The following is a 19,849-nucleotide window of genomic DNA, read 5'->3' on the forward strand; positions in this document are numbered from 1 at the left end:
CCCCGACCCCGACCACCGCCAACAGCTGCTCGACGACCCCTGGCGCGACCACACCTGGGAACACCTCGACGACCCCCACCTCGACCTCCCACCCGTCACCAGCCACGAGCCCCAGCACGACGAGGACGAGACAGCGGCGTAAGGGCGGGCAGCGGCGTACGAGTCGGACTACTCCGCGAGGAAGTCGGAGACGACCGTCCGGAAGGCCTCGGGCTCGTCGACCCACGGGAAGTGACCGGCACCCGGCAGCACGACCGCGCGACCGGCCGGGAACGCCGCAGCGACGTGGTGGACCGCGTCGACCCCGGTGAGGGCGTCGCGCTCCCCGCCGACGACCAGCACCGGCTCGGTCACACCGGCCAGGGCACCGCGCAGCGCATCAAGGTCGGGTGACGGCCCGGCGGCGAAGCCGAGCTCGGCGCGCTTGCTGCTCTGGGTGTCGGCCGTCGCCGCGTGCGCCTGGGTGCGCTCGTCCCAGCGGCCGTAGAAGAACGGCCGGGTGGCCCGGACGAGGGCCTGCTGCTGGGCCGGCGGCGCGCCCGCGTCGAGGGCCTCCTGGGCGTCGGCGGCATCGGCGTACCAGGGCTCGGTGGAGCGGGCCGCGCGGATCGTCGGGACGTCGTCACGGCCGAACCCCTGCAGCGCCGCGGCGGGCGTCACGAGCACCAGCGAGCCGACCCTGTCCGGGTGGGCCGCGGCCCACAGCTGGGCGACGATCGTGCCGGCGGAGTGACCGAGCAGGTCGAGCCGCTCGACACCGAGGTCACGCCGGAGGGCCTCGACGTCGTCGACGAGCCGGGTGGCGTGCAGCGTCGCCGGGTCGGCCGGGACCTCGCTGCGACCGACGGCCCGCGGGTCGAGCAGGACCAGGGTGCGTGAGGCCGACAAACCACCGAGGTCCTCGAGGTAGGCCGCCGCGCGACCGGGACCACCGGGCAGGCAGACGAGCGGCGGCCCGCCGCCGACCTCGGTGACGATCAGCCGCGTCCCGTCGTAGGACGCGAAGGAGCGCATCAGACGAGGTCGACCGTGCGCGCCGCGGAGGCCCCGATGGTGGCGGTGATGGCCGCGAGGACGTCCGCGGGCACGACGCTGTCGACGGTCAGCGCCATCAGCGCCTCACCGCCCTGCGAGGTGCGCGACACCTGCGCGCCGGCGATGTTGACACCGGCCTCGCCGAGCGCCGCACCGACAGCCCCGACAACGCCCGGGCGGTCGGCGTAGGTGAGGAAGACCAGGTGCTCCGCGGTCTCGATCTCGACGTCGAAGCCGTCGACCTCCGTGAGCTTCTCGACCTGCCGCGGCCCGGTTAGGGTGCCCGACACCGAGACCCGCGCGCCCGACGGCAGGACGCCGCGGACGGTGACGAGGTTGCGGTAGTCCGGGCTCTCACCGTCGGTGGTCAGCGACACCTCGACGCCCCGCTCGGCCGCGAGCGCCGGCGCGTTGACGAAGGTGACCTGCTCCTCGACGACGTCGGCGAAGACCCCCTTGAGAGCGGCGAGCTGGAGGACCGACACGTCGTACGCCGTGATCTCTCCCTTGACCTGCACCTCGACCGTGCTGGCCACTCCGCCCGCCAGGGCGGTGAAGACCCGTCCGAGCTTCTCGACGAGCGGCAGTGCCGGGCGGACCTCCTCGACGACGATGCCGCCGGCCTGCACGTTGACCGCGTCGGGGACGAAGTCGCCCTCGAGGGCGAGCTTGACGGAGCGGGCGACCGCGATGCCGGCCTTGTCCTGCGCCTCATGGGTGGACGCACCGAGGTGCGGCGTGACGACGACGTTGTCGAACTCGAACAGCGGCGAGTCGGTCATCGGCTCGGTCGCGAAGACGTCGAGGCCGGCGCCGGCGACGTGGCCGCTCTTGAGGGCCTGCGCGAGGGCGTGCTCGTCGATGAGCCCACCCCGCGCGGCGTTGACGATGCGCACACCGGGCTTGCAGAGCGCGAGCTCGCGCTCGCCGATAAGACCGACCGTCTCGGGCGTCTTGACGGTGTGCAGGGAGACGAAGTCCGACTGCGCGAGCAGCTCGTCGAGGCTGACCAGCTGGACCCCGATCTGCGCGGCACGGGCCGGCTGGACGTAGGGGTCGTAGGCGAGCAGCTTCACGCCGAAGGCGCTCATCCGCTGGGCGAACAGCACCCCGACGCGGCCGAGGCCGATCACGCCGACGGTCTTGTCGGCGATCTCGACACCGGTCCACTGGGAGCGCTGCCACTTGCCGCCCTTGAGGGCCGAGCAGGCCGGCACGATGTTGCGCGCGCAGGCCAGCAGCAGCGCGACGGCGTGCTCCGCCGTGGTGACGATGTTGGACTGCGGGGCGTTGACGACCATGACGCCGCGGGCGGTGGCAGCCTTGACGTCGACGTTGTCGAGGCCGATGCCCGCCCGGGCGATGACCTTCAGGCGCGGGGCGGCGGCCAGTGCCTCCGCGTCGACCTGCGTGGCGCTGCGGATCAGCACCGCGTCGGCGTCGGCGAGCGCCGGCAGGAGCGCGGCGCGGTCCGCGCCGTCGACGTGGCGGATCTCGAAGCCGTCACCGAGGACGGCGAGGACCGACGGCGCGAGCTCCTCCGCGATGAGGACGACGGGGCGGGCGGGGGCGGTCACGGCAGGCTCCTCCGAGCGGTGGTGTGCGAGGCGCTCCGGCGAGCGGGTCCGGCCGGCGCGCGGGCCGGAGCAGGCGACGACAGCGGCGCCAGCCTACCGGCGGGTACTCCCCCGGTAGACCGGCGCCGCAGCGTCACGTCCTCGGTCAGGCCTTGTCGTCGATCCAGGCCATCATCGGGCGCAGCTTCGCACCGACGACCTCGATCGGGTGCTCGGCCTGCTCCTTGCGGAACTGCGTCATCTCCGGCGTGCCGTTGTCGTCGTCGTCGATGAGCCGCTTGGTGAAGGTGCCGTCCTTGATGTCGGCGAGGACGCGCTTCATCTCGGCCTTGGTCTCGGCGGTGATGATGCGCGGGCCGGTGACGTAGTCGCCGAACTCCGCGGTGTCGGAGACCGACCAGCGCATTTTGGCGAGGCCACCCTCATACATCAGGTCGACGATGAGCTTGAGCTCGTGGAGGCACTCGAAGTAGGCGACCTCGGGCTGGTAGCCCGCCTCGACGAGCGTCTCGAAGCCGGCCTGCACGAGCGCCGAGGCGCCTCCGCAGAGCACGGCCTGCTCGCCGAAGAGATCGGTCTCGGTCTCCTCGGTGAAGGTGGTCTTGATGACCCCGGCGCGGGTGCCGCCGATGCCCTTGGCCCACGACAGCGCGAGGGCCTGGGCGTTGCCGGTCGCGTCCTGCTCGACCGCGATCAGGCAGGGCACGCCCTTGCCGTCGACGAACTGGCGCCGCACGAGGTGACCCGGGCCCTTCGGCGCGACCATCGCGACGTCGACGCCGGGCGGCGGGGTGATGAGGCCGAAGCGGATGTTGAGGCCGTGGCCGAAGAACAGCGCCTTGCCGTCGGTGAGGTGCGGGGCCACGTCGGCCTCGTAGAGCCTGCGCTGCACGGTGTCGGGAGCCAGGATCATGATCACGTCGGCCTCGGCGGACGCCTCCGCGGGGGTGACGACGCGCAGCCCGTCGGCCTCGGCCTTGGCCCGGCTCTTGGAGCCCTCCGGCAGCCCGACGCGGACGTCGACTCCGGAGTCGCGCAGCGACAAGGCGTGGGCGTGGCCCTGGCTGCCGTAGCCGAGGACGGCCACCTTCTTGCCCTGGATGATCGACAGGTCGGCGTCGCCGTCGTAGAAGACCTCTGCCATGGGAGTCGTGTGCCTCTCTGAAGGGATGGGGTGCTGCGGGTCAGGCGGACTGGTGGACCGGGCGCAGGCGGGACTCCGAGCCGGTCATGGAGCGGGCGCCGCGTCCGACGGCGACCAGGCCGGACTGGACGAGCTCGCGGATGCCGAAGGGCTCGAGCACCCGGATCAGCGCGTCGAGCTTGTCGGCGGTGCCGGTGGCCTCGATCGTGACGGCGTCCTGCGCGACGTCGACGACCTTGGCGCGGAAGAGCTGGACGGTCTCGAGGACGTGGGAGCGGGTCGTCAGGTCGGCCTTGACCTTCACGAGCAGCAGCTCGCGCTGGACGCTGGTAGCGGCCTCGAGCTCGACGATCTTCAGCACGTTGACGAGCTTGTTGAGCTGCTTGGTCACCTGCTCGAGCGGCAGGCCCTCGACCGCGACGACGATCGTCATGCGACTGACGTGGTCGACCTCGGTCGGGCCGACCGCGAGCGACTCGATGTTGAAGCCGCGACGGCTGAACAACGAGGCGACGCGGGCGAGGACACCGGGCTTGTCCTCGACGAGGACGGACAGGGTGTGCCGGGTGACGGCGGGGCGGGCGGCGGTGGGAGTCGGCATGGTCAGGTCCTCGTCAGACGTCGTCCGCGTCCCAGACGGGACGCGTGTCTCGGGCGGCCAGGATCTCGTCGTTGCTCGTGCCCGCGGGCACCATCGGCCAGACCATGGCGTCCTGGCCGACGACGAAGTCGACGACGACGGGCGCGTCGGTGACGGCCATCGCCTTCTCGATGGTGGCGTCGACGTCGTCCTTGGTCTCGCAGCGCAGGCCGATGCAGCCCATCGCGTCGGCGAGCTTGACGAAGTCCGGGATCCGCTTGGACTGCAGGTTGGTGTTGGAGTAGCGGCCGTCGTAGAACAGCGTCTGCCACTGCCGCACCATGCCGAGGTTGCCGTTGTTGATGATGGCCACCTTGATCGGGATGCCCTCGATGGCGCAGGTGACGAGCTCCTGGTTGGTCATCTGGAAGCAGCCGTCGCCGTCGATCGCCCACACCGTGGCGTCGGGCCTGCCGACCTTCGCGCCCATGGCCGCGGGCACGGAGTAGCCCATGGTGCCGAGGCCGCCGGAGTTGAGCCAGGTGTAGGGGTTCTCGTAGGAGATGAACTGCGACGCCCACATCTGGTGCTGGCCCACACCCGCGACGTAGATGGCCTCGGGCCCGGCGATCTGGCCCAGCCGGGTGATGACGTGCTGCGGGGCGAGCGAGCCGTCGGTGGGCTCCTCGTAGCCGAGCGGGTAGGTCGTGCGCCAGCCGTCGAGCTGCGTCCACCAGCCGGTGAGGTCGGCGCGGGTGCCGGCGGCGTAGGCCTCCTGGACGGCGACGACGAGGTCGGCGATCGTCTCGCGGCAGTCACCGACGATCGGGACGTCGGCACCGCGGTTCTTGCCGATCTCGGCCGGGTCGATGTCGGCGTGGATGACCGCGGCGTCGGGGGCGAAGCTGTCGAGCTTGCCGGTGACGCGGTCGTCGAAGCGGGCACCGAGGCAGATGAGCAGGTCGCTCTTCTGCAGCGCGGTCACTGCCGCGACGGTGCCGTGCATGCCCGGCATGCCGAGGTGCTGCGGGTGGCTGTCGGGGAAGGCGCCGCGGGCCATCAGCGTCGTGACCACCGGGATGCCGGTGAGCTCGGCGAGCACCCGCAGCTCGGCGGCTGCGCGCGCCTTGAGGACGCCGCCTCCGACGTAGAGCACCGGGCGCTTGGCCTCGGCGATCAGCCGGGCCGCCTCGCGGACCTGCTTGGCGTGCGGGCGCGTCGTCGGGTGGTAGCCGGGCAGGTCGAGCGTCGGCGGCCAGGCGAAGTCGCCGGTGCGCTGCAGGACGTCCTTGGGGATGTCGACGAGCACCGGCCCGGGCCGGCCGGTGGCGGCGAGGTGGAAGGCCTCGGCGATGGTGCGCGGGATGTCCTCGACCGACTGCACCAGGAAGTTGTGCTTGGTGATCGGCATCGTGATGCCGCAGATGTCGGCCTCCTGGAAGGCGTCGGTCCCGATGGCGCCGCTGGGCACCTGACCGGTGATCGCCACGATCGGCACCGAGTCCATGTAGGCGTCCGCGATCGGCGTCACGAGGTTGGTCGCACCCGGACCGCTCGTCGCCATGCAGACCCCCACCCGGCCGGTCGCCTGGGCGTAGCCCTCGGCGGCGTGGCCGGCGCCCTGCTCGTGACGCACCAGGATGTGGCGCAGCGTCTTGGAGTCGAACAGCGGGTCGTAGGCCGGCAGGATCGCGCCGCCGGGGATGCCGAAGACGACCTCGGCGCCGACGCTCTCCAGCGAGCGCACCAGCGACTGGGCTCCGGTGAGGCTGTCTGACACGAGTTCCGTCCTTGAGGTGAGGTCGAGCGGTGGGGCAACAAAAAACCCCCCGCGCCGGGTGGCACGAGAGGTGAGCGCGTCTGCCGGGGTCGGCGGACGCGCTAGGGAACTACGAGGAGTCGGCGCACCTGCACAGCGTGCCCCTCCGTCGTACCCGTGTCAAATGATGTGGGACGGCCATCCCACGATGTGGGATGGCGCCTACGACGTGACGGCACCCTGCGCGGCCGACCCGACGAGCTTGGCGTACTTGCCGAGCACGCCGGTCGTGTAGCGCGGCTCCAGGGGCTTCCACCCCGCCCGGCGCCGCTCGAGCTCGGCCGCGTCGACGAGCAGGTCGAGGGTGCGCGCGGTGAGGTCGAGCCGGATCGGGTCGCCGTCCTGGACGAGCGCGATCGCACCGCCGTCGGTCGCCTCGGGGGCCACGTGACCCACGCACAGCCCGGTGGTGCCACCGGAGAAGCGGCCGTCGGTGAGCAGCAGCACGTCCTTGCCGAGGCCGGCGCCCTTGATGGCCCCGGTGACCATGAGCATCTCGCGCATGCCCGGGCCGCCCTTGGGGCCCTCGTAGCGGATGACGACGACGCAGCCCTTCTCGAGGGTGCCGTCGACGACCGCGTCCATCGCGCCCTGCTCGCCGTCGAAGACACGTGCGGGCCCCTCGAAGACCTCGCTGTCGAAGCCCGCGCTCTTGACGACCGCGCCGTCGGGCGCGAGCGACCCGCGCAGCACCGTGATGCCGCCGGTGGCGTGGATCGGCGCGGTGAGGGCGTGGATGACGTCGCCGTCGGGCGCGGCCACGTCCATGTCGGCGAGGTTCTCGGCCATGGTGCGACCGGTGCAGGTCAGGGCGTCGCCGTGCAGCAGGTCGGCCTCGAGCAGTGCCTTCATCACCACGGGCACGCCACCGATGCGGTCGACGTCGGTCATGACGTAGCGGCCGAAGGGCTTGACGTCGGCGAGGTGCGGGACCCGGTCGCCGATCCGGTTGAAGTCGTCGAGGGTGAGGTCGACGCGTGCCTCATGGGCGATCGCCAAGAGGTGCAGCACCGCGTTGGTCGAGCCGCCGAGCGCCATGACGACGGTGATGGCGTTCTCGAACGCCTTGCGGGTCATGATCTTGCGCGCGGTGAGGCCCTGCTCGACGAGGCGCACCACGGCCTCGCCGGAGCGGATCGCGATGTCGTCACGGCGACGGTCGACCGCCGGCGGCGCGGCCGAGCCAGGCAGCGCCATGCCGAGCGCCTCGGCGGCGGCGGCCATCGTGTTGGCGGTGTACATCCCGCCGCAGGCGCCCTCACCCGGGCAGGTGGCCTTCTCGATCGCGGTGAGCTCCTCGCGGGTGATGAGACCGCGCGCGCACGCACCGACGCCCTCGAAGACGTCGATGATCGTGAGGTCGCGGTCGCCGAGCTTGCCCGGCAGCGTGGAGCCCGCGTAGACGAACACGCTCGCGAGGTCGAGGCGCGCCGCGGCCATGAGCATCCCCGGCAGCGACTTGTCGCAGCCGGCCAGCGTGACGGTGCCGTCGAGGCGCTCCGCGAAGACCACCGTCTCGACGGAGTCGGCGATGACCTCGCGCGACACCAGCGACGCACGCATGCCCTCGTGGCCCATCGAGATGCCGTCGCTGACCGAGATCGTCCCGAACTCCATCGGGAAGCCACCGGCCTGCCGCACCCCGACCTTGGACGCCTTGGCCAACCGGTCGAGCGAGAGGTTGCAGGGCGTGATCTCGTTCCACGACGAGGCCACACCGATCTGCGGCTTGTCCATGTCCTCGTCGGTCATCCCGACCGCGCGCAGCATGGCTCGGGCCGGCGCACGGTGGTCGCCCTCGGTGACGTCGGTGCTGCGCGGCTTGCGGGTGCTCATGAGTGGGGCGCTCCGGGGGAGGTTTGGACCGGCATCGAGCGGGGCCTCGACTCTACGTGCGCGACGACCGTGCGCGACCATGTCCGGCGTGAGCTCACCCGACCCGTCCCCAGCACCGGTCCACCTGCGGCTGCGCCCCGACCGCGGCGCGTGGTTCGCGGTCGGCGTCCTGCTGCTGTGCGGCCTCCCCCTCATCGCCTCCGCTCCGGTGCTGACCTTCGCCCTGGTCGTCCCGCTGGCCTGGGCGGTCTGGCTGGTGCGGGCCCGCGTGGTCGCCGCCCCCGTCGGCGTGGAGGTCTGCAACGGGCTGCTTCCCCGGCGTACGACCTGGGACGACGTCGCGGGCTTCGACCTGCCCAGGCGCGGCGCCCCGGTGCTGGTCCGGACCAACGGCGAGCGCTGGCGAATGACGGCGATCGACCGGCGGCAGCTGCCGCAGGTGCTCGCCGTCCACGACCAGGCGCGACGGGCCCGGTAGTGGCGAGCACCTTCGACGTCACGAGCAGCGACGGCACCGTCGTACGCGGGTGGAGCAACGACGGGACAGGTACGCCGGTCCTGATCAGCAACGGCCTCGGCACGGTGCCCGAGTCCTGGCCGGCGCTCATCGGCAGCGACAGCGGCTACGCCGTGAGCACCTGGTACTACCGGGGCACCTTCGGGTCGCAGCGGCCCGCCGACCGCAACCGGATCCGGGTCGAGGACCACGTGGCCGACGCGGTCGCGGTGCTCGACGCGCAGGGCATCGACCGGGCGCTCGTGGCGTGCTGGTCGATCGGCGTCAACATCGGCTTCGAGCTGGCGCAGCGCCACCCCGACCGCGTCGCCGGCCTGATGGCCGTCGCCGGTGTGCCGGGCGGCACCTTCGCGACGATGGGCGCGCCCTGGCGGGTGCCGCGGGTCCTGCGCAAGCCGCTGTCGGTGCAGACCGCGAAGGCGCTGCGGGCCGCCGGACCGGTCCTCACCCGGCTCACTCCCCTGATCCCCGTCAACCCGCGCACCGCCTGGCTCATCGCACACAGCGGCTTCCTGCGGCCCGCGGCCAGACCGGAGCTGCTCGTGCCGATGCTGCAGGAGTTCCTGCAGCACGACTGGCGGTGGTACATGGACCTCGCCATCGCGGCGAGCGAGCACGACCCGATGGACCTCACCTTCGTGCAGTGCCCGACCACGCTGGTCGCCGGACGCCACGACGTCCTCACCTCGATGCACGACATGGCGACGGCCGCCTCGCGCATCCCGCACGCGCAGATCTCGGTCCTGCCCGGCAGCCACTTCCTGCCCCTGGAGTACCCCGAGCTGCTGTCGATGGTGCTCGCCGACCTGGCCCGGCGCCGCGACCTGCAGGCCGCCTGAGTCAGAGGGTACGGACGCGGCGCACCAGCAGGACGGTGCCGCCCAGCACGAGCGCGACAAGCACGCCCCCGCCGGCGAGCAACAGCGGCGAGCGGCCGTCGTCACGACTCACCAGCGACGCACCGGTCGGCACCCACCGGATCTCGCCGGTGAGCGCCACCCGGGTCCCGTCGACGTCGACCGGCACCTCCCACCGACCGAGCACCGTCGGCTCGTCGCGGCGCAGCGCCGCGTCGGGCGGGGCCGCGTCCTTCCAGCGCAGACGGGTGTCGAGCCACGACAGCCGGGTCCCGCCGAGCAGCTCGAAGCGCGGCTCGGCTGCAGGCGGTCCGGCATCGGCCCCGCGGGCCTGCTGGTCCTCGACGCGGGTGCGGCTCACGGCGTTGACCTCGAGCCCGCGCGGGCCGAAGCGCGCGAAGGGCTCGCCGTCGCGGCCGAGCACGGTGAACTCACGGGTGTCGCCGTTGGTGAGGAACAGCCCCGGGAGCTTGCTGCTCTGCAGGACCTGCACGGTCACCCCCGCGAGCGCGTCCGGCGCGAGGTCGGCGGTGACGTCGAAGGTCCCCTGCAGCGGGCGGAACTCCACGTGCCCGCGGACCTCGACCGCGGTCCCGCCGTAGCGCATCGGCACGGTGAAGTCACCCAGCCGGGCCGGCCGCGTCGCGTCGGCAGGTGCGGCGAGGTCGGCTGGGTGCAGGCGGTGGTCGTACCACCCCCACGAGCTCGTCGACCCGATCCGCACGAAGCGCGGCGTGCCCTTGCCACCGCCCTCACGCACCGTGGCCGGGGTCGCCGCAGAGCTGCCGACCGGGTTGGACGTCTCGTAGAACTCCGGGCTCTCGAGGTTGGCCTCGACGCCCGCGCTGCTGATCCACAGGAAGTCCTCGCCGCCGCGGGCGACCGCCACCAGCTGGGTCGCCGTGGGGTTCGCGACGACCAGCTGGGTGGCGGCGCCCGCCTGCGCCTGCACGACGACGTCGGCAGGCAGAGGGGGTACGACGGAGTCGATCACGGTCACGATACGTGGATCGGCTGAGTGCGCTGCTGCCGTGCCGGGGAGCCCGACAGAGGTCGCGCCCGCGAGCAGTGCGGCAGCGGTCAGCAGCGCACGGGTGCGCACGGGCGCGACTCCTCTCCGGGGGACCTGAAGGGTCGGCCGCACGCTATGCCACGGCTAGCGGCGGGGTCAGGCGCGGTGCGCGAGCACCCGACGTCGCAGCAGGAACGTGCCGCCGAGCAGCGCGGTCGCGACGACGACAGGCAGGCTCGGGAGCGGCTCCGGCAGGGCGGCGACCTGCGTCGTGGCGTCGACGACCGGCAGGCCGGCGGGTGCGTCGACCGGCGTGGAGGCGGAACGGGCCGCTGCCGTCATATGGCCCACGAAGACCTGGCGCCCGACCGACGGGGTCTCGCCCTTGGCGTAGGTCTTGTTGACGAAGACGTTGTAGGGGCCGTCGGGCAGGACGGCGGCGTTGTCGGTGACCGCGACGGTCACCGTGCCGCCGCTGCGCTTGACGACCGGCAGCTCGACGACGCGCTGGTCGGCGTCGACGAGGTGGGTGATCGCGGTGTTGCGCACGATCGTCACCGAGGAGACGTCCTGGGCGTCGGGCGTCTCGATCGTCAGCGTCTTGCCGCGGGTGGCCGCCCGGGAGACGCCGGCGATGACCGGGCGCTGGCCGTAGAAGAGGTTCGGCGGCTCGAAGATCTCGAAGCTCGGCTCGCGCTGCGGCTGGCAGAACCCGAGGGTGTCCTGGAGCACGGGCGTCTCGAACGAGCTGCCCGTCGCGATCGGCGAGTGGCCGCCCACGAGGACCCTGCCGTCCGGCAGCACCGCGGTGTTGTGGTAGATCCGGCCCTAGGACTGACCGGCGAGCTCGGTCCACGTGCCCTTCTCCGGGTCGAAGATCTCCGGCGTGTTCACCGGCGTGCCGGAGCCCGGGGCGACGACCTCGTCACGGGCGGCGCCGTTGAAGGCGATGACCTCACCGGTCGGCAGCGTGACGCCGGTGGAGTACCACCGGGGGTCGTTCAGCGGCTCGGTCGCCTCGGAGGTGAAGATCCTCCACCCGCCGGGACCGATCTTCACGGTGTTGAGCGTGGAGGTGTCGGTGCCGACGTAGGTGCCGGGCGAGACGCCGTAGACGCCACCGGCCGACAGGAAGCGGGCGGTGTCGTAGGACGCGGTGAGCGTCAGCATCTGGCTGAACGCGGACCCGCGGAAGCCGAGCGGTGCGGGGAGCTCGGGGTAGCCGAAGACCGGCAGGCCGAGGTCGGTCCAGGTCTTGGTCTTCGGGTCGTACGACGACGCCATGTTCCAGGTCGCCTCGTCGTACGCCTGACCGCTCGGGTTGAAGGTCTGACCCGCGGCGTCGTAGTAGACGTGGCCGGTCGGCAGCAGGTGGATGCGCGGGTAGAGCGGCAGCGACTTCTTGCCGCCGTCCACGGTCCAGGCGTTGGTCTTGGGGTCGTACACCTCGGTCTGCGTGACGTTCAGGCCCGAGTCGAGCGGGCGGTCCGGGTAGACCGGCTTGATGAGTGTGGTCACGCCGCTCGCGACGAGCACCCTGTTGTCGGGCAGCGTGACCAGCGACGGGTACCAGCGGCCGTAGGTCATGTTGCCACCGTCGGCCCAGGAGTTCTTCTCCGGGTCGTAGAGGCGGCTGTTCTTGAGGCCCTCGAGCTCGACGACGCCGTAGGTGGGCATGCCGAGGATCCCCGGCTCCTGGTAGCACGCCGTGCCGCCCGCGTTGAGCCTGCGACCGTCGGCGAGCAGGAGCTGGTCGGAGCAGAAGAGGTCGCCGTCGTTGCGGGTCTCGTCGTTGTTGTAGAGACCGCCGGGGAGGTACTCGCCGTCGATGCCGTTCGGGTTACTGACGGCGTCGACCTCGCTGCGGGCCCAGCGCAGTCAGGGCCTCGAAGGGCGCGGTGAAGCGGCCGGTCTCGGACAGGTCGGCGGCCGTGGCCGGCGCGGCGAGGCCGAGCGGCAGGACGCCGAGGGCGAGCGCGGTGACGACGGGAGCGGCGAGCAGGGGGCGGCGGGAAGACGGGCGGGGGGGGCATGCGGGCGGACCACTCGTTCGGGGACAGCGAACACCGAGTTGCCGCAGAGTTTCGCCCTTGTGACGCCGCTCACCCCTGTGCGAGCGCACAAGACCTGAGTGGACAAAGTGGGCGATACCGGTGTCAGGGCGGTGCGCACGCGTCTCCGCGACTGTGCGGCTGCTGTCGACGACCGCGGTCGCGCCCTACGCTGGGCGGGCGTGGCGCGGCTGATCCTCGCGCCGGACCGAGCAGGGGAGACCCATGACCGCCGAGCGCAGTCCCGCTCCCGCTGGCCGCTCTCCCGCCGTCGCGGCGCTCGGCCAGACGCTGCTCGCCGACCTCGACCGGCTCACCGAGCGGCTCGTCGAGGCGATCCTCGACGAGGACCCGTCCTACTCCGCCCGAGCGGGCGTCACCCGCGAGGACCTCGCGCGCTCCTGCCACGCCAACCTCGAGCGGCTCCTGCAGGCCCTGGGCGGCGTCTCCGACCTCGACAGCGACAACGCCTTCGACGCTCCCCGCGAGACCGGTCACCGCCGCGCCGAGCAGGGGCTGCCGCTCGAGTCGGTGCTGCACGCCTACCGCCTGGGCTACCGCACGATCTGGGAGGGCCTCGTCGCCCAGGCGCAGACCGGCGGACCGGCCAGCGTCGACGCGCTCGTCACTGCGGCCAGCGAGGTCTGGGAGCTCGTCGACCGCTACTCCGCCGCGGTCGCCGACGCCTACCGCCACACCGAGTCCGAGATCGCGCGCCGCGACGACCGCCGTCGCGACGCGCTGCTCGACGCGCTGCTCGAGGGGCGGGGCAGCGACCGCAGCGTCGCCGCCGACGCCGCAGCGGTGCTCGACCTGCCCGAGCACGGCCGCGTCACCGTCGTCGTCGTGCACAGCGCCGCGGAGTCCAGCGGCCACGGTGCCGCTGCCCGCGACGCGCTCGCCGTCCGCGGGCACCGCAGCGCCTGGCGGACCCGCGCCGACCGCGAGGTCGGGATCGTCAGCCTCGGCCGCGCGACGCTGGCCGACATCTGCACCGCTCTGCAGGTGGTGCCGGCGATCCGGGCCGGTGTCGCACCCGAGGTCGAGGGTCTCGCCGACGTCGACGTCGCCCACCGGATGGCCGAGACCGCCCTGCGCGCCCTGCCTGCGCAGCGCAGCGGGGTCGTCGACCTCGCGTCGTGCCTGCCCGCCGCGCTGCTCGTCACCGCCCCCGACCTCGCCGGCCGGCTCGTCGAGCGCGCCCTCGGCGGGGTGCTCGCCCTGGAGACCGACGAGCGCGCCGTGCTGCTCGACACCCTCACCACCTGGCTGGACACCGGCGGCTCCGCAGGCCAGACCGCGGCCCGGCTCTACTGCCACCGCAACACCGTCCTCAATCGGTTGCGCCGGCTCGAGGCCCTCACCGGGCGCAGCCTCGAGCGGGTCGACCACCTCGTCGAGTGGTCGCTGGCCCTCATGGCCCTCGAGCTCGGCCCGGCTCCGACCTGACAGCAGGTCGCGGAGGAGGTACGACGGACGCGTGCACCTGACCCGCGCCTGCGTCGTACTCGCCCTGCTCCTGCCCCTCGGTGCCTGCGCCGACGACGGACCCGAGCCGACCGGCCGGGCAGCCCCGACCACCACCTCGGCTGCGCCGGCACCGTCGACGTCGTCACCGGCCGCGGGCGTGCGCACGACCTCGCCCGAGGTCGTCGCGACGGGGCTGGAGGCGCCCTGGGGCATCGCGTTCCTGCCCGACGGCGACGCGCTGGTCAGCGAGCGCGACACGACGCGGATCGTCCGGGTGCCTGCCGGTGGCGGGCCGCCGGTCGAGGTGCGGCGGATGAGCGAGGCGCGGCCGGCCGGGGAGGGCGGGCTGCTCGGGCTCGCGGTCAGCCCGGAGTTCGCGACCGACGGGATGGTCTACGCCTACCTCACGGCCGAGGACGACAACCGCGTCGTGCGCTTCCCACTGGAGGGCGGCTCGGCGGTGCCGGTCGTCACCGGGATCCCCAAGGGGACGGTCCACAACGGCGGGCGGATCGCCTTCGGACCCGACGGCAACCTCTACGTCGGCACCGGCGACGTCGGCGACCGGTCGCTGGCGCAGGACCGCGACTCGCTCGGCGGGAAGGTGCTTCGGGTGACGCCCGACGGCGAGCCGGTCGACGGGACGAAGGTCTTCACCCTCGGCCACCGCAACGTGCAGGGGCTGGCCTTCGACAGCAGCGGCCGGCTGTGGGCGACGGAGTTCGGGCAGAACCGGCTCGACGAGGTCAACGTCCTGAAGGTCGGTGGCAACTACGGCTGGCCGCTCATCGAAGGCGTGGGCGACGACGCCCGCTTCGTCGACCCGGTCACCACCTGGTCCACCGACCAGGCGTCACCGAGCGGCGGCGCGGTCGTCGGCGACAGCTTCTGGGTTGCCGCGCTGCGCGGTCAGCGGCTGTGGCGGGTGCCGCTCGCCTCGCCCGGCTCGCGCACGGCGCTGTTCGAGGGCGACTTCGGCCGGCTGCGGGCCGCCGCGACCGCCCCCGACGGGTCGCTGTGGGTGCTGACCTCCAACCGCGACGGCCGCGGGTCGCCGGTCGCGGAGGACGACCGGGTGCTGCGGCTCGCCCCCGCTTGACCCGACCGTGACCCGTCCCACGGGGCGCCGTCCTTCGCGGTGAGGCCGTCATCGGCGACGATGGTGAGGTGACGACCCCCGCTCCCGTGCACGCAACCCCGGAGGCCGAGCGCCGCAGCGCCGCAGCCCGGGCGAGCGCGACTGCCGCCGAGGCCGCCCGCCCCCTGCCCCGCGGTGTCGTCCGCGGCTTCTTCCGCCTCGTCGCCGACGTGTGGCGCAAGAGCGACCGCGACCGGGTCCTGGGCCTGGGCGCGGAGAACGCCTTCATGGCCGTCCTCACCGTCTTCCCGACGCTGATCGTGGTCGCGGCCGTCCTCGGTCAGCTGTCGACGATCATCGGCGCGGGCAACGCCAGGGACGTCGAGAACAGCGTGCTCGACTTCCTGCGCGAGATCCTCACCAGCAACGCCAACCCGGCCATCGAGACCGCGCAGGAGCTCTTCCGCACCAGCGGAGACGCCCTGACGCTCGCCCTCGTGCTCGCCTTCGCCTCGCTCGCGCAGGCCTTCGCGTCGATCATCAACACCGTCACGGTCTGCTACGACGTCCACGACCGCCGCGGCTGGTGGTGGCGCCGCGCCCTCGGCCTCGTCGTCGGCACCGGCAGCATCCTGGTCGCGGTCGTCGTCGTGACCCTGGTCGTCGTCGGCCCGCTGTTCGCCGCCGACGAGGTGGTCGGCTCGGTCGGGCTGTCGGAGGAGTACGCCTTCGTCTGGGCCTACCTGCGCTGGCCGGTGGCGTTCCTGTCGCTGGTCCTTTGGGCCACCACGATGTTCCACCTGTGCCCCGACCGCGCCGGCCCGTGGCGGCAGGGGCTGTCCGGTGCGTTGCTCACGGCCATCCTGTGGTTGGGCGCGTCGGTCGGCTTCAACCTCTACCTCGAGGTCGCGCTCGACGCCTCGCCGGTCTTCTCCGCCCTCGGTGGCGGCCTCATCGTCATGACCTGGATGTACCTGCTCTGCGTCGGCCTGCTCGGCGGCGCCGAGCTCAATGCGGTGCTGCTGGCCCGTCGCGAGCTGCGCAGGGCCGAGCAGGAGTACGACGAGGAGGCGGCCGTCGCCACCGCCTCCTCTGACGCCCCCTCCTCTGACTCCCCTGTCCCCGTCGCCCCCGCGACTCCGGTAGCCGCCTCCCTCGTGTCCCCAGCCGACCCTGCCGCCGCTCGCCTCGCGGCCGTCGACTCCGGACCCGCGTGACGACGGAGCGCATTCCCGCTCCCCTGCTCGTCCTCGGCGCGATCGTCTCGGTCCAGCTCGGCAGCGCCGTCGCCAAGGGCCTGTTCGACGACCTCGGTGCCGCAGGGACCACCCTGCTGCGCCTGGGACTGGCCGCCCTGCTGCTGCTCTCCGTCCTGCGCCCACGGCTGTCCCGGTGGACCCGCGCGCAGTGGCAGGCCGCGGCCCTGCTCGGTGCCGCGATGGCAGGCATGAACCTCGTCTTCTACCTGTCTCTGCAGACGGTCCCGCTCGGCGTTGCGGTGACGGTCGAGTTCGTCGGCCCGCTGATGCTCGCGCTGGTGCAGACCCGTCGGCTGCTCGACCTGTTGTGGGCCCTGACCGCAGCCGGTGGCGTCGTCCTGCTCGGGACGGGCGGCGGCACCGACGCCCCCGTCTCCGGACTGCTGCTGGCGTTCGTCGCCGGCCTGTTCTGGGCGGCCTACATCGTGGCGAGCGCTCGCGTCGGGCAGCTGCTGCCCGGCACCGACGGCCTCGCCGTGGCCCTCGCCGTCGCCGCCGTGCTGGTCCTGCCCTTCGGCGCCTCCGGCGCGGCGGAGGTCATCGACCGGCCCGTCCTGCTGCTGGCCGCGCTGGCCGTGGCCCTGCTGTCCTCGGTCATCTCCTACGGCCTCGAGCTGTCGGCGCTTCGCCGCATCCCGACCCGCGTCTTCGGCATCCTCATGAGCCTGGAGCCGGCCGCCGCGGCGATCGCCGGCCTGCTCGTGCTCGGTCAGGCCCTGGGCGGTCGGGAGGTCGTCGCGCTCCTGCTCGTCAGCGCTGCCAGCCTCGGTATCACCGTCGTCCGCAAGCAGAGCGACCCACCCCTGCAGCCGCTCGAGTAGCCGGCTCGCTCGACCTGCGGCGACGGGGCCGACCGCACCGGACGCGCGGACTTTCCCTGTCTCGGGTCAGGCTCCGCGCTCTGACGCGGAGCCTCAACCGAGTCATGCTCCGGGACGCCCAAGTACGCAGCGGCTATGCGGCCTTACGCGTGGTCGGGAAGGGCACACGCAAGCAGCGCTGGCTCCCAACCAGATCTGGCCGGGCACATCAAGATGAGCACCACTTGGTGCTAACATAGATGTACCACCGGGAGGTACCCATGAGGACGACAGTCACGATCGACGATGACTTGCTTGAGCGCGCCGCCGAGCTGACGGGCATGACGGAGCGCACCGCGCTCCTACGCGCGGGCCTCGAGACGCTCATCCGCGTCGAGAGCGCGAAGCGGTTGGCTGCCCTCGGCGGCAGCGACGCAAAGGCCTCGGCTGCGCCGCGACGGCGGAACAGCGCCTCGTGATTCTGGTCGACACCTCCGTGTGGATCGACCACCTACGCGCTACCGAGTCCACCCTCGTCGACGCCCTCGCGCGCGACGAGGTCGCCTGCCACCCACTGGTCATCCAGGAGCTGGCGCTCGGCAGCCTCAAGAACCGAGACGCTGTGCTCGCATCGCTCGGCCGGCTGACGCAGAGCCCGTCCCTCAATCATGACGAGTTGCTCACCCTGGTGTCCGCGCACGTCCTCTGGGGCAAGGGCCTCAGCCCAGTAGACGCTCACCTACTCGGTTCCGTCCTCCTGTCGCCAGGCACTCGCCTCTGGACGCGAGACAAGAGTCTGAAGGCAAGCGCCGGGTCACTCGGCGCCTCCACCGTCGACTGGCACTGACACCACCAGGTCGACCGCAGGAGTCGAGAAGAGGTGCCGATCCTGGTGTAACCACGCATTACTCGCATGACGGAAGCCAGACCCCCGGCCGCCGCCTGCGTGACGGTGCGGGACCACTTGGGGTGCGGTTGCCGGGTAGGCGTTGGGGTACCTCTCGCGCATGCGGTACGTCGTCGGCGGGCTACTGGTCGTCTTTGGCATCGCACTTGCGGTTAGCAGAGCAGTTCTGGCCGACCGAGTGGGCGCGTCCAACAATGCGTTCTGCCGAAGCAACACGTTCACGGGCAGAGGCTGGACCCGGTGGAACCGCTTCATCATGGTCCTGGTCGGCAGCTTCTTCGCATTGTGCGGTGCTCTGCTCGCCACAGGCGTGGTCGAGATGCGCCAGTGACGGCGTCGGTGGGGTGCCGTTCCCATCAGTACACCTAGGAGCGTGGGTCCGTAAGGGCCATCAGGCTGCGGGCAGGTTGGTCGTGTCGTCGTCGGGCGATCTCGGGCCGTGGGCCGGAGTTGCTCTCGCGGTGCCTGATCGAGTTCGTGACCGGGTCAGGGGGCCTGCTGGTGGGCCTGAGAGCCACGCCCGTGGCCCTCAGGTGGCCGTTCGGAGCTTTCCCAGTCCGTCGGTGCCGAGGTGGCCGTGGAGTTTGCGCAGGTTGTGGCAGGCGGCGAGCAGCTTCCACTCACCGCGGGCGTTGTCCAGGCCGCGGAGCAGGACGTGTTTGCCTTGCAGGGTGGCGATCTGGCCGAAGACGGGTTCCACGATCGCCTTGCGCCGGGCGTAGGCAGCCTGGCCGGGTTTGGTGCGGAGCTTGCGGGCCATCCGTTGCTTGGCGGTGAGCGCCTTCGGGATCCGGCCGCGGGGTGCTGCTGGGACGGTCTCGTCGTGGCCGAGCCGGCCGGTCGCGATCAGGAACTCAGTCCCCGTCTTCTCGGTGATCTCCGCGGCGGCGGTGAGGTTGGCCTCGGAGCAGTAGCCGGCATCGGCGAGCAGCTGCTTCGGGGCGCTGCCGGTGTTCGTGCTGACCTGCCCGGTCATCGCGATCAGCGTCTGGCTGTCGGCGGCGCAGTTGTTCAGGTCGGTCGCGATGATCACCTGAGGGGCGTCGTCGACCACCGCCTGGGCGTTGAAGCACTGCGCGAACGACCCGTCCGCGGTCTTCATGATCCGCGACTCGGGATCGGTGAAGTTGCGTTGCGCCGTCGGTTTCGGCACCGCCCGATCAGCCGCGGCCGCGGCGCGCTCGGCGACCGTGTCCTCGTCCTTGCCCGCAGCGCGAGCCCGCTCGGCAGCCTCCGCCGCTGCGCGCTCCCGAGCCTCGGTCTCCAGCGCCGCCTTCGCCTCGGTGATCTTCGCCAGTCGGGTTTCGCGTCGGGCCAACTCGGCGGGCAGGCCTTGGCCGCTGCTGTCCTTGCCGAACAAGGAGCTTGTCAAGAATTCTGTGTAAGTCGCCTTGGTGATCATGGAAATGTGGGTTACCGGATGTGGTCGGCGAAGCGGTCGGGGGTAGGTCAGGGCGAGGGCGTTGAGGGCGGTTCTCCAGCCTTGGACGGTGGCGCCGTCGACGAGCCGGCCGGGGGCTTTGCGTTCACCCTTGGGCAGGCCCTTCTCCTTGGCTCGTAGGCGCGCTCGCTTGTCCTCGATGTCGCGGATCGCGAGCCAGAGCAGCTTGACGACGGCTTGGTCGTTGGGGAAGTGACCGCGGTTCTTGATGATCTTGCGGAGTTGGTAGTTGAGGCTCTCGATGCCGTTGGTCGTGTAGATGACCTTGCGGACCTCGGCGGGGAACGCCAGGAACGGGATGAAGCGTTCCCAGGCGTTCTGCCAGGTCGCGACGGTCGCCTTGTACTTCTTGCCGAGGTCGGACTCGGCGAACTCCAGCAGCGCGGTCTCCGCGGCGTCGGCGTTGACCGCGGTGTAGATGGCCTTCAGCGCGGCCGCGACGGCCTTGCGGTCGTTGTAGTTGACG

The 19,849-nt window shown here is 72.0% G+C and carries 19 protein-coding genes and 1 pseudogene; 9 read left to right on the top strand and 11 right to left on the bottom strand.

Going from position 1 to position 19,849, the window contains the following annotated elements:
* Positions 1-168 precede the first annotated feature (168 nt).
* From Q8R60_00595 to ilvD, 6 genes are all read right to left on the bottom strand, one after another.
* Positions 169-1,014 (bottom strand): alpha/beta hydrolase, encoded by an 846-nt coding sequence (locus Q8R60_00595; protein ID MDP3710965.1) that lies wholly within the window; start codon positions 1,012-1,014, stop codon positions 169-171.
* The gene (gene serA / locus Q8R60_00600; GenBank protein ID MDP3710966.1) at positions 1,014-2,612 is read right to left on the bottom strand and encodes a phosphoglycerate dehydrogenase; all 1,599 of its coding nucleotides are present in this window, start codon (positions 2,610-2,612) and stop codon (positions 1,014-1,016) included. The genes Q8R60_00595 and serA overlap by 1 nt, the downstream gene beginning before the upstream one ends.
* A gap of 145 nt (positions 2,613-2,757) precedes the next feature.
* A complete protein-coding gene (gene ilvC / locus Q8R60_00605) occupies positions 2,758-3,756 on the bottom strand; it encodes a ketol-acid reductoisomerase (protein ID MDP3710967.1) in 999 nt (332 codons plus the stop codon).
* Positions 3,757-3,796: 40 nt separating this feature from the next.
* Positions 3,797-4,357 (bottom strand): acetolactate synthase small subunit, encoded by a 561-nt coding sequence (ilvN, locus tag Q8R60_00610; GenBank protein ID MDP3710968.1) that lies wholly within the window; start codon positions 4,355-4,357, stop codon positions 3,797-3,799.
* 13 nt (positions 4,358-4,370) lie between these two features.
* On the bottom strand, positions 4,371-6,116 hold the full coding sequence (locus Q8R60_00615) for an acetolactate synthase large subunit (GenBank protein ID MDP3710969.1): 1,746 nt from the start codon (positions 6,114-6,116) through the stop codon (positions 4,371-4,373).
* A 201-nt stretch (positions 6,117-6,317) separates the two neighbouring features.
* Complete coding sequence (ilvD, locus tag Q8R60_00620) at positions 6,318-7,991, bottom strand: dihydroxy-acid dehydratase (protein ID MDP3710970.1); 1,674 nt, start codon at positions 7,989-7,991, stop codon at positions 6,318-6,320.
* 88 nt (positions 7,992-8,079) lie between these two features.
* Between ilvD and Q8R60_00625 the strand changes: the two genes are divergently transcribed.
* Together Q8R60_00625 and Q8R60_00630 are read left to right on the top strand one after the other, a co-directional pair.
* Entirely contained in the window at positions 8,080-8,469 is a 390-nt protein-coding gene (locus Q8R60_00625; protein ID MDP3710971.1) for a PH domain-containing protein, read from the top strand.
* Positions 8,469-9,347 (top strand): alpha/beta hydrolase, encoded by an 879-nt coding sequence (locus tag Q8R60_00630; protein ID MDP3710972.1) that lies wholly within the window; start codon positions 8,469-8,471, stop codon positions 9,345-9,347. Before Q8R60_00625 ends, Q8R60_00630 begins: the two co-directional genes overlap by 1 nt.
* 1 nt (position 9,348) lies before the next feature.
* Here Q8R60_00630 and Q8R60_00635 read toward each other — a convergent pair whose 3' ends face one another.
* From Q8R60_00635 to Q8R60_00645, 3 genes are all read right to left on the bottom strand, one after another.
* Positions 9,349-10,467 (bottom strand): hypothetical protein, encoded by a 1,119-nt coding sequence (locus Q8R60_00635; GenBank protein MDP3710973.1) that lies wholly within the window; start codon positions 10,465-10,467, stop codon positions 9,349-9,351.
* Positions 10,468-10,533: 66 nt separating this feature from the next.
* Positions 10,534-11,181 carry a galactose oxidase early set domain-containing protein gene (locus Q8R60_00640; GenBank protein MDP3710974.1) on the bottom strand — a complete coding sequence of 216 codons (648 nt, stop codon included), beginning with the start codon at positions 11,179-11,181 and terminating at the stop codon, positions 10,534-10,536.
* A 24-nt stretch (positions 11,182-11,205) separates the two neighbouring features.
* On the bottom strand, positions 11,206-12,054 hold the full coding sequence (locus tag Q8R60_00645) for a hypothetical protein (protein MDP3710975.1): 849 nt from the start codon (positions 12,052-12,054) through the stop codon (positions 11,206-11,208).
* Positions 12,055-12,653: 599 nt separating this feature from the next.
* Here Q8R60_00645 and Q8R60_00650 point away from each other — a divergent pair.
* The 7 genes from Q8R60_00650 (at position 12,654) to Q8R60_00680 (ending at position 18,273) form a co-directional block, all read left to right on the top strand.
* The gene (locus tag Q8R60_00650; GenBank protein MDP3710976.1) at positions 12,654-13,877 is read left to right on the top strand and encodes a helix-turn-helix domain-containing protein; all 1,224 of its coding nucleotides are present in this window, start codon (positions 12,654-12,656) and stop codon (positions 13,875-13,877) included.
* 31 nt (positions 13,878-13,908) lie between these two features.
* Positions 13,909-14,997, top strand: coding sequence for a PQQ-dependent sugar dehydrogenase (locus tag Q8R60_00655; GenBank protein MDP3710977.1), 1,089 nt, complete (start codon positions 13,909-13,911; stop codon positions 14,995-14,997).
* Between the two features lie 68 nt (positions 14,998-15,065).
* The gene (locus tag Q8R60_00660) at positions 15,066-16,193 is read left to right on the top strand and encodes a YihY/virulence factor BrkB family protein (GenBank protein MDP3710978.1); all 1,128 of its coding nucleotides are present in this window, start codon (positions 15,066-15,068) and stop codon (positions 16,191-16,193) included.
* Positions 16,190-17,056 carry an EamA family transporter gene (locus Q8R60_00665; GenBank protein ID MDP3710979.1) on the top strand — a complete coding sequence of 289 codons (867 nt, stop codon included), beginning with the start codon at positions 16,190-16,192 and terminating at the stop codon, positions 17,054-17,056. The genes Q8R60_00660 and Q8R60_00665 overlap by 4 nt, the downstream gene beginning before the upstream one ends.
* A 260-nt stretch (positions 17,057-17,316) precedes the next feature.
* Positions 17,317-17,514 (top strand): type II toxin-antitoxin system VapB family antitoxin, encoded by a 198-nt coding sequence (locus Q8R60_00670; GenBank protein ID MDP3710980.1) that lies wholly within the window; start codon positions 17,317-17,319, stop codon positions 17,512-17,514.
* Complete coding sequence (locus Q8R60_00675) at positions 17,511-17,882, top strand: type II toxin-antitoxin system VapC family toxin (GenBank protein ID MDP3710981.1); 372 nt, start codon at positions 17,511-17,513, stop codon at positions 17,880-17,882. Before Q8R60_00670 ends, Q8R60_00675 begins: the two co-directional genes overlap by 4 nt.
* A 160-nt stretch (positions 17,883-18,042) precedes the next feature.
* Positions 18,043-18,273: a hypothetical protein gene (locus Q8R60_00680; protein MDP3710982.1), complete on the top strand. Its 231-nt coding sequence runs from the start codon at positions 18,043-18,045 to the stop codon at positions 18,271-18,273.
* A 198-nt stretch (positions 18,274-18,471) separates the two neighbouring features.
* On the opposite strand, the gene Q8R60_00685 is transcribed toward Q8R60_00680, so the two are convergent.
* Together Q8R60_00685 and Q8R60_00690 are read right to left on the bottom strand one after the other, a co-directional pair.
* Positions 18,472-19,044, bottom strand: coding sequence for a transposase (locus Q8R60_00685; protein ID MDP3710983.1), 573 nt, complete (start codon positions 19,042-19,044; stop codon positions 18,472-18,474).
* Between the two features lie 339 nt (positions 19,045-19,383).
* Positions 19,384-19,849, bottom strand: a pseudogene (locus Q8R60_00690) (transposase).

It is taken from the genome of Mycobacteriales bacterium, assembly GCA_030697205.1.
Taxonomy (GTDB): Bacteria; Actinomycetota; Actinomycetes; order Mycobacteriales; family SCTD01; genus JAUYQP01.

What these genes read in the sequence shown, in the direction of transcription:
- Q8R60_00595 (MDP3710965.1), bottom strand. Translation starts at nt 1,014, where the DNA reads ATGCGCTCCTTCGCGTCCTACGACGGGACGCGGCTGATCGTCACCGAG.
- ilvC (MDP3710967.1), bottom strand. Translation starts at nt 3,756, where the DNA reads ATGGCAGAGGTCTTCTACGACGGCGACGCCGACCTGTCGATCATCCAG.
- ilvN (MDP3710968.1), bottom strand. Translation starts at nt 4,357, where the DNA reads ATGCCGACTCCCACCGCCGCCCGCCCCGCCGTCACCCGGCACACCCTG.
- ilvD (MDP3710970.1), bottom strand. Translation starts at nt 7,991, where the DNA reads ATGAGCACCCGCAAGCCGCGCAGCACCGACGTCACCGAGGGCGACCAC.
- Q8R60_00645 (MDP3710975.1), bottom strand. Translation starts at nt 12,054, where the DNA reads ATGCCCACCTACGGCGTCGTCGAGCTCGAGGGCCTCAAGAACAGCCGC.
- Q8R60_00650 (MDP3710976.1), top strand. Translation starts at nt 12,654, where the DNA reads ATGACCGCCGAGCGCAGTCCCGCTCCCGCTGGCCGCTCTCCCGCCGTC.
- Q8R60_00670 (MDP3710980.1), top strand. Translation starts at nt 17,317, where the DNA reads ATGAGGACGACAGTCACGATCGACGATGACTTGCTTGAGCGCGCCGCC.
- Q8R60_00680 (MDP3710982.1), top strand. Translation starts at nt 18,043, where the DNA reads ATGCGGTACGTCGTCGGCGGGCTACTGGTCGTCTTTGGCATCGCACTT.
- Q8R60_00685 (MDP3710983.1), bottom strand. Translation starts at nt 19,044, where the DNA reads ATGAAGACCGCGGACGGGTCGTTCGCGCAGTGCTTCAACGCCCAGGCG.